The sequence below is a fragment of the Skermanella sp. genome, assembly GCF_059503625.1.
Map to the genome: position 1 here is coordinate 1 of NZ_JCACHA010000841.1, position 8,518 is coordinate 8,518.

The 8,518-nt window shown below is 63.2% G+C and carries 6 protein-coding genes and 2 pseudogenes; 2 read left to right on the forward strand and 6 right to left on the reverse strand.

Going from position 1 to position 8,518, the window contains the following annotated elements; genetic code table 11:
• The 6 genes and pseudogenes from AC5JJ6_RS30385 to AC5JJ6_RS30410 form a co-directional block, all read right to left on the reverse strand.
• The coding region (locus AC5JJ6_RS30385; protein ID WP_496045640.1) for a magnesium transporter at positions 1-964 on the reverse strand (964 nt) is incomplete at its 3' end.
• Between the two features lie 60 nt (positions 965-1,024).
• Entirely contained in the window at positions 1,025-3,316 is a 2,292-nt protein-coding gene (locus tag AC5JJ6_RS30390) for an NADP-dependent malic enzyme (protein ID WP_496045641.1), read from the reverse strand.
• A gap of 149 nt (positions 3,317-3,465) precedes the next feature.
• A complete protein-coding gene (locus AC5JJ6_RS30395) occupies positions 3,466-4,131 on the reverse strand; it encodes an NUDIX domain-containing protein (RefSeq protein ID WP_496045642.1) in 666 nt (221 codons plus the stop codon).
• An 87-nt stretch (positions 4,132-4,218) separates the two neighbouring features.
• Complete coding sequence (locus tag AC5JJ6_RS30400) at positions 4,219-5,091, reverse strand: putative bifunctional diguanylate cyclase/phosphodiesterase (protein WP_496045645.1); 873 nt, start codon at positions 5,089-5,091, stop codon at positions 4,219-4,221.
• A gap of 21 nt (positions 5,092-5,112) precedes the next feature.
• A pseudogene (locus AC5JJ6_RS30405) lies at positions 5,113-5,514 on the reverse strand (diguanylate cyclase domain-containing protein); the annotation flags it as partial.
• Between the two features lie 39 nt (positions 5,515-5,553).
• Positions 5,554-6,918: pseudogene (locus AC5JJ6_RS30410) on the reverse strand (PAS domain-containing protein); the annotation flags it as partial.
• Between the two features lie 325 nt (positions 6,919-7,243).
• Here AC5JJ6_RS30410 and AC5JJ6_RS30415 point away from each other — a divergent pair.
• Both AC5JJ6_RS30415 and AC5JJ6_RS30420 read left to right on the forward strand, forming a co-directional pair.
• Entirely contained in the window at positions 7,244-8,032 is a 789-nt protein-coding gene (locus AC5JJ6_RS30415) for an ABC transporter permease (RefSeq protein ID WP_496045643.1), read from the forward strand.
• Positions 8,029-8,518, forward strand: a 490-nt coding sequence (locus AC5JJ6_RS30420; RefSeq protein ID WP_496045644.1) for an ABC transporter ATP-binding protein, incomplete at its 3' end; no start/stop codon positions are given. The genes AC5JJ6_RS30415 and AC5JJ6_RS30420, both read left to right, overlap by 4 nt.

An 8,518-nucleotide genomic window follows, 5' to 3' on the forward strand; every position in this document is an offset into this window, starting at 1 on the left:
GGATCGCCGTCAGCAGATTGACGAACAGCCAGGAAAAGCGGGAGCGGGTCGTGTCCAGGACGGCCCGGTAGATATCGGTATCGGGAACGCCGCTCAGCTTGAGCAGGTCGTCCTCGGCCTCCTCGTCGATCACGTCCACCACGTCGTCGACGGTGATCACGCCCAGCAGCCGACCGGCGGAATCGACGACCGGAGCCGATACCAGCCCGTACTGCCGGAACAGGAAAGCCACTTCCTCCTGGTCGGTGATCGCCTGGACCGTCCGGATGTCTTCCGTCAGGATGTCCGCCAGCCGGACCGACCGCTTCTGGCGCATGACCCGGCTGACCGGCACCGCCCCCACCACGCGCCGCATCGAATCGACGATGAAGACGTCGTAGAAGTCTTCCGGCAGAGCGTCGGCTTCGGTGCGCAGGTAGTCCAGCGTCTTGCCGACGGTCCAGAACTGGGGCACCGACACCAGATCGCGGGACATCAGGCGGCCAGCGCTGTCTTCGGGGAAGGTCAGGCCTTCCTCGACGACCGCACGGGTTTCGGGCGGCAGGTTGTCCAGGATCTCGCGCTGCTGATGGGCTTCGAGATCCTCGATCAGGTCGATCGCGTCGTCGCTTTCCAATTCGGCGACGGCCGCCGCCAGCTCCTTCGGCTCGAGCTGGTCCAGCACCACTTCGCGAAGCGACTGGCTGAGATAGGCGAATATCTCGGCATCGAAGGACGGCCGGAGAAGGTCGATCAGTGGGCCGCGCAAGTCCGGCCCGATCTGCTCGATCAGATCGGCAAGGTCGGCGGCATGAAGGCCGGCGATCCTGTCGCCCGCCTCCGAAAGCCGCCCCTGGCCGAGACAGTCGCGGACCTCGGAGACGAGTTCGGGCGAGACGCCGAACTCGTAATCCACCCTGCCGTCCCGGTCGGGTTCGGGTCCGGTCTGCGGGGGCCGCCCGATATCAGGAGCCGCTTCGGTCACCCCGCCCTCACCACCCTGCCGCAGGTATGTAGTCGCCGGGTCGAATTTCCCGGATCGTTTTTACGCCTTGGCGGCCGCTTCCGACGCCGAGACCTGAGCGTCCACCGTGGCAAGGGCCGACATGTTGACGATGCCGCGCACCGTGACCGACGGCGTCAGGATATGCGCCGGCTTGTCCACGCCCAGCAGCACCGGACCGACCGACAACCCGTCGCCCATCACCTTGGTCATGTTGAAGGCGATGTTGGCCGCATCCAGGTCGGGCATGACCAGCAGGTTGGCCTGCCCCTTCAGCCGGGAGTTCGGGAAGATCCGTGCCCGGATCTCCTCCGACAGCGCGCTGTCGGCGTGCATCTCGCCTTCGACTTCCAGATCGGGGCAGCGCCGCGTGATCTCGACCAGGGCCTCGCGCATCTTCACGGCCGACGGGCTGTCATGGCTGCCGAAATTGCTGTGCGACAGCAGGGCCACCTTCGGAGTCAGGCCGAACCGCTTGATCTCCTCGGCCGCCAGGGCGGTCATCTCGGAGATCTCCGCGACGGTCGGGTCCGGCGACACATAGGTGTCGCACATGAAGAAGGTGCCCTTGTTCATGATCAGCAGGTTGAGCGCCGCCGGGGTCCGGACGCCGGGGCGAAGTCCGACGACGTTCTTGATGTCGGACAGATGCGTCCGGTACTTGCCGATCGTGCCGCAGATCATGGCGTCGGCGTCGCCCCGGCGCACCATCAGCGCACCGATCACCGTCGTGTTGGTGCGGACCACCGTCCGCGCCACATCGGGCGAAATGCCGCTGCGTTCCATCAGTCGATGGTAGAGCGTCCAGTAGTCGTTGTAGCGGTGGTCGTTCTCGGGATCGACCAGCTCGACGTTTTCGCCCAGGCGGATACGCAGGCCGAGCTTCTCGATGCGGCGGCTCACAACGTCCCGGCGGCCGATCAGGATCGGCTTGGCGAGCCGGTCGTCGACCACGACCTGGACAGCGCGGAGCACCCGCTCCTCCTCGCCTTCGGCATAGACGACGCGGCGCGGGTCCTGCTTGGCGCGGATGAACACCGGGCGCATGACCAGCCCGGAGCGGAAGACGAACTCGTTCAGCTTGTCGATATAGGCCGGGAAGTCGGTGATCGGACGGGTCGCGACACCGCTGTCCATCGCCGCCTTGGCGACGGCCGGAGCGATCTGGAGGATCAGGCGCGGGTCGAACGGCTTGGGGATCAGGTGGTCCGGACCGAAGCCCGAAACCTGATCGCCATAGGCCGACGCCACGATGTCGCTCGCCTCGGCCATCGCCAGGTCGGCGATCGCGCGCACGGCGGCGATCTTCATCGCTTCGTTGATCGTGGTCGCACCGACGTCCAGCGCGCCGCGGAAGATGAAGGGGAAGCAGAGGACGTTGTTGACCTGATTGGGATAGTCCGACCGTCCCGTCGCCAGGATCGCATCCGGCCGCACCGCCTTCGCCTCTTCCGGCATGATCTCCGGCGTCGGGTTGGCCAGCGCCAGGATCAAAGGGTTGGGCGCCATCTTCTCGACCATGGCGGCCTTCAGGACGCCCGGAGCCGACAGTCCCAGGAAGATGTCGGCGCCGGCGATGACCTCGCCCAGGGTTCGGGCGTCGGTTTCCTGAGCGAAACGCTCCTTGCGCGGGTCCATCAGCTCGTTGCGGCCCTTGTAGACCACGCCGACGATGTCGGTGACGGTGATGTTGCCGACCGGCATGCCCATGTCGACCAGCAGGTCCAGGCAGGCCAGCGATGCGGCGCCGGCGCCGGACGCGACCAGACGCACGTCCTCGATCTTCTTGCCGACGACCCGCAGGCCGTTCAGGATGGCGGCGCCGACGATGATGGCGGTGCCGTGCTGGTCATCGTGAAAGACCGGGATCTTCATCCGCGCGCGAAGCTTCTCTTCGATGTAGAAGCATTCCGGGGCCTTGATGTCTTCCAGGTTGATGCCGCCGAAGGTCGGCTCCATCGCGGCGATGATTTCGACCAGCTTGTCCGGGTCGTTCTGGTCCAGCTCGATGTCGAAGACGTCGATGCCGGCGAACTTCTTGAACAGGACGCCTTTGCCTTCCATCACCGGCTTGGCGGCGAGCGGGCCGATCGATCCCAGTCCAAGGACCGCCGTACCGTTGGTGATGACCGCGACAAGGTTGGCGCGGCTGGTGACGGTGCTGGCTTCGGCCGGGTCGGCGACGATCGCCTCGCAAGCCGCGGCGACTCCCGGCGAATAGGCAAGTGCCAGATCGCGCTGGGTCGCCAGCGGCTTGGTTGGCGCTACGGCTATCTTTCCGGGTGTCGGATGGCGATGGTAATCCAGTGCCGCGTCCCGCAGATTTTCAGCCATAGTTTCCCCCGGCCCCCTTTGAAAATTTAGTACGGGAATATCCGCACCTGATTTCGGGACGGTCTATATGCGATATTCACCGTTGTCCAGAATAGAGTGCATCGCCGGGCGCGGGTCGGACAGCCCTGAAATGAATGGATTTATGACAATCATCCGGCGCCGCCGGATCGGTCGCCGAGGATCAGTCCGGCAACTTCCATCGGCAGGCCGCCACGCGCCGCCAGCACCTGTGCCTTGAGCACGGCGGTAACCGTCATCGCATCCGTTATGGTGCCGTCGAGCACATAATCGAGCACTCGCCCGAAGGGCATGCGGACCACCGTCAGGGCTTCGGTGTCTTCCGGCTCCGACTCCGTATGCTCCAGGTCCCAGGCGAGATAGATGACGCCATGTTCGTCGCAGATGCTGTTGGACGTATGAAGGCGCAGCAGTTCCGACCACCGATGCGCGATGACGCCGGTTTCCTCCCGCAGTTCACGCTTGGCTTCCTCGATCGGCTCGACTTCCAGCCCACCGCCGCCTTCCGGCATTTCCCAGCTGTAGGCATTCAGCGAATATCGGAACTGTCCGACCAGATGGACGCAGCCATCCGCATCGATCGGCAGGACGCCGATCGCTTTGCTCTTCATATGGACGACGCCGTAGATGCCAGGCTTGCCGGCGGGATTGATGACGTCGTGTTCGGTTACCCTGATCCACTTGTTCTCATACCGGATCTCTCCGGTCAGGGTCTTCCAGGGGCTTTCCTGGGATACGGCGGGCAGTGTCGACGATACGGGATGCGGCGCCCGCGAGTTGGGCCGGGAAGTCGGCATAATCGCTCCAGAGGGATGCTTGATCGGAACAACTTGAACAACCGGGCCGGAATACCGGAGCAGGCTCGGCTGGACAATCCGGCCCGGTCAGGCGATCGGCGAAGCCAGGGCCGCCACGATCTTCCGCCACCGCGCCAGGTTGGTGATGAATTCGGACAGCGGCACAGGTCTGCCGAGCAGGTATCCCTGGATCATGCTGCATTTGCGTTCCCGCAGGAAGGCCAATTGCGCCACCGTCTCGACTCCCTCGGCGACCACGGAATGGCCAAGCTGGGCTGCGAGATTGATGATGGCGGATACCACCGTCGCGCTGTTGCCGTCGTGCCCGCAGTGCTGGATGAAGCTGCGGTCGATCTTCAAGGTGTCGATGGGCAGTTTCGTCAGATAGCTCAGGCTGGAATAGCCGGTGCCGAAATCGTCGATCGACAGCGCCACGCCAAGGCGCTTGATCTGGTTGAACGCCTCGATGCTTTGCGTGGCCTCGGTCATGATGATGGTTTCGGTCAGCTCCAGCTCCAGCCATTCCGGCGCCAATCCTGTTTCGGCAAGGATGCCGGCGATCCGGGCGACCAGATCGGGATCGCGGAACTGCTGCATCGACAGGTTGACCGACAGGTGGAGCCGCTGCCCGGCGGCATGCAGACCCATGGCGTCCCGGCATGCCGTCCGCAGGACCCATTCGCCGATCGGCACGATCATGCCGATCTCCTCGGCCAGCGGGATGAACTCGTCCGGCGGGACCATCCCGCGGATCGGGTGGCGCCAGCGCAGCAGCGCTTCCATGCCGTATATGTCGCCGGCGGTGATATCGGCCTTCGGCTGGTAATAGACTTCCAGTTCGGCATGATCGATCGAGCGGCGCAGATCGCTCTCCAGTTCCAGCCGGCGCATCATCTTGTGCGTCATGTCGGCGGTGAAGAAGCTGATGGTGTTCCGGCTCCGCCGCTTCGATTCGTACATCGCTATGTCGGCGTGCTTGAGCAGCGTTTCGGCGTCGCCGCCGTCCTCGGGAAACTGGCTGATGCCGATGCTGCCCGTGACCGCCTCGACCTCGGGTTCGCTGAAATGCTGCCGGAGGCTTTTCAGGATACGATGGCAGACTTGGGAAACGCTCTCCGGCTGGCTGGTGTCTCCGATCACGATGATGAATTCGTCGCCACCCAGCCGGGCCACCGTGTCGGAGTCGCGCACGCAGGACTTCAGCCGCCGCGCCACCTCGATCAGCAGCTTGTCGCCCATGTCGTGGCCAAAACAGTCGTTGATCGTCTTGAAGTGGTCGAGATCGATGAACAGCAGGGCAATGCCATGGCCGTTCCGCCGGGCGATGGCGATGGCCTGCTCGATGCGTTTGGACAGCAGCAGGCGGTTGGGCAATCCGGTCAATGCATCGTGATAGGCCTGATGCTTGATCTGCTCGTCCTTGCGGTGAAGATCGGTGATGTCGTTGAAGATCGCCACGTAGCGGCTGGGCCGTCCCTGGGCATCGAGGACCTGGGTGATCGTCGCCCATTCAAGGAATATCTCGCCGTTCTTGCGCCGGTTCCAGATCTGGCCCTGCCAGCTTCCCTCCTTCTTGAGGCTTTCCCAGAGGACTTCCGGAAAATCGTCGCCTTGCAGGCCGGACCGCAGCAGGCGCGGCGACTGGCCGACGGCCTCCTGCTCTTCGTAGCCGGTGATCCGGGTGAAGGCGGGATTGACCGAGACGATGATGCCCCGTGCGTCGGTGACGAAGATACCCTCGACCGTGTGCCGGAAGACGCTGGCGGCCATTTCGAGTTCCGCCTGGTTCCGCTCCCGTTCGGTGACGTCTTCCGACAGGCAGGCGATCTCTCCGGTCGGCAGCCGGATGAAATGGGTGTTCCGGCAATCGAGCGCCTTGCCGCCCTCGTCATGCTGGATGCTGAACCGCGACTCCGGCCTGCCGGTCCGCCAGACGCGCCGAACCGCATCCAGCGTCGCGAGCGCGGTCTCCGCGGAGACGGGGCCGGCCGTAGCAAGCGGTGCCGCCGATGCCCCATCCCGCAGCGGCTTGCCGACCATCTGGTCCCGATCCGTGAGGCACGCCGCCTCCGCCGCGGGATTCATGTCGGCGACGACGAATTCGGTGCCCTCGTCTTGCGGCTGGAGGATGACGACGCTGTCGCTCATCGTTTCGAACAGGTCGCGGAAACGCCGCTCGCTGGCGAGGAACGCCATCTCCGCGAGCTTCCGGTCGGTGACGTCCTGGAGCGTTTCGACCGCGCCGACGATAGTGCCGTTCTTGTCGAACAGGGGAGCCGCGGTGAAGAACAGCCAGTGCGGGCCGCCCTGGAAGACCGGAAAGAGGTCCTCGGCTTCGTATGCGCCGCCGATCAGGGCCGACTTGCGGTATTTTCCGCCGTAGTATCGTTCATAGGCCTCTTCCCCGGCCTGATCGACGATCAAGTCGGCTAGGCAGGGCCGGTCCTTGCCGTAGAAGATTTCACGTTGCCTGCGTGTCCCTATGATGGTCGCCGCCGGAACGGAAAAGATCGCCTCGCATGCCCGGTTCCAGTGGGTAACGACATGGTTCTCGTCGATGACGAAGGTGGGTACGGGACTGCCCTCGATGATTTGTGACAAACGGTCGCGCTCGCTGCCGTGCTCCACCTTGATCCGACGGCGTTCGGTCAGCGCATCGCACTCCCGGTGATCACGTTCGATGGCCGGAGCCGCACTGCGACCGTTGTCGGTCATTATTGTAGCTCCCCCCTCGGATGCGAAGGGAAACTTATCCTCCCCGGCGCAAGCCATGTCTGACGTACCCATTTTACGTGCACGGACGACTCATGCATTTTAAACGATTTTGGACTTTGATCGAGATGATTCATATCAAAACCGGCTTGGATTCTCGATGGATTTTTGCTTCTGGTTTCAACCGCATTGCATACTCTTATATTAGGATCTGTGTATTCCTGAATTGCTCGCAATAGGCATCGTCCCATGCTATATCCCCCGCCATCTGCGAACTGTTCCGCATGAATGCGCGTCCTCCAGGATGCGCCGGCCCTATGGTGTTTGATTCCGACTCTCTAAATTTGCCGTGAAGCCGATCCAAGAAGCTGCCGGCAAGAGGAAGATTTTGATGTGGTCAATGCTCAGAAGTACCTGGGCTTTTCGGTACTTCATCGTTTCGTCGATCAAAACTGAGTTCATGAGCCGTTTCATCAGAAGCCGGATCGGCGGCATCTGGATGATCATCAATCCGTTGGTCCAAGTCTGTATCTATGCCCTGATATTGTCATCCCTGCTATCGGCCCGACTTCCGGAACTGGCCGATCAGACATACGGATATGCGATCTACCTGACGGCGGGCATCCTGTGCTGGTCCCTTTTCTCCGATGTCGTCACACGCTGCCTGACGATCTTCATCGAGAACGGCAACATCTTGAAGAAGATGGTTTTTCCCAAGATCTGCCTGCCGCTGATCACGACCGGGACCGCTCTCGTCAACAACGGGTTGCTGCTGCTGGCGATCATCGCGGTCTTCGCCGTGCTGGGTCACGGCCTGTCCCCTTCGATCCTGCTGCTGCCGGTCCTTACGGCGCTTACCCTGGCGCTGGCGCTCGGCTTCGGGATCGTGCTCGGCATCCTCAACGTGTTCATCCGGGACGTCGGACAAGTCATCCCTCTGGTGCTTCAGATCGGATTCTGGTTCACCCCGGTAGTCTATGTCCCCAGCGTCCTTCCCGACGGACTGCGGGCGATGCTGTTCCTCAACCCGCTCTATCCGCTGGTCTCGGCCTATCACGAGGTACTGGTGTTCGGCAGGATGCCGGATCTCTCGGCGCTGACCGGCACCGCCCTGCTGGCTTTCGGGCTGATGGCTGCCGGCATGTTCATGTTCCGGCGTGCCGGCGCCGAGATGGTCGACGTGCTATGACCGCGACCGTTCTGCATGTCGACGGACTGGGCAAGGCGTTCCGCACCTATCGGAGCGAATGGTCGCGGGTGCTCTCCTGGTTCGGCGGAAAGCCTGATATCCTCAAGGAACAGTGGGTGCTGCGGAACATCGGCTTCCGCGTGGCTCCGGGAGAAGCGGTCGGCTTGGTCGGCCAGAACGGCGCCGGCAAGAGCACGCTGCTGAAGCTGATCACCGGAACCCTTCGCCCGACCGCGGGCCGGGTGGATGTCCACGGCCGGATCGCCGCGATCCTGGAACTCGGCATGGGCATGAACCCGGAGTTCACCGGCCGCCAGAACGTCTACAACGTCGCCGGCCTGATGGGTTTCACCCGCGACCGGATCGACACGCTGATGCCCGAGATCGAGGACTTCGCCGAGATCGGCGACTACTTCGACCAGCCCTTGCGGATCTATTCGAGCGGCATGCAGATGCGGGTCGCGTTCAGCGTCGCGACGGCGGTAA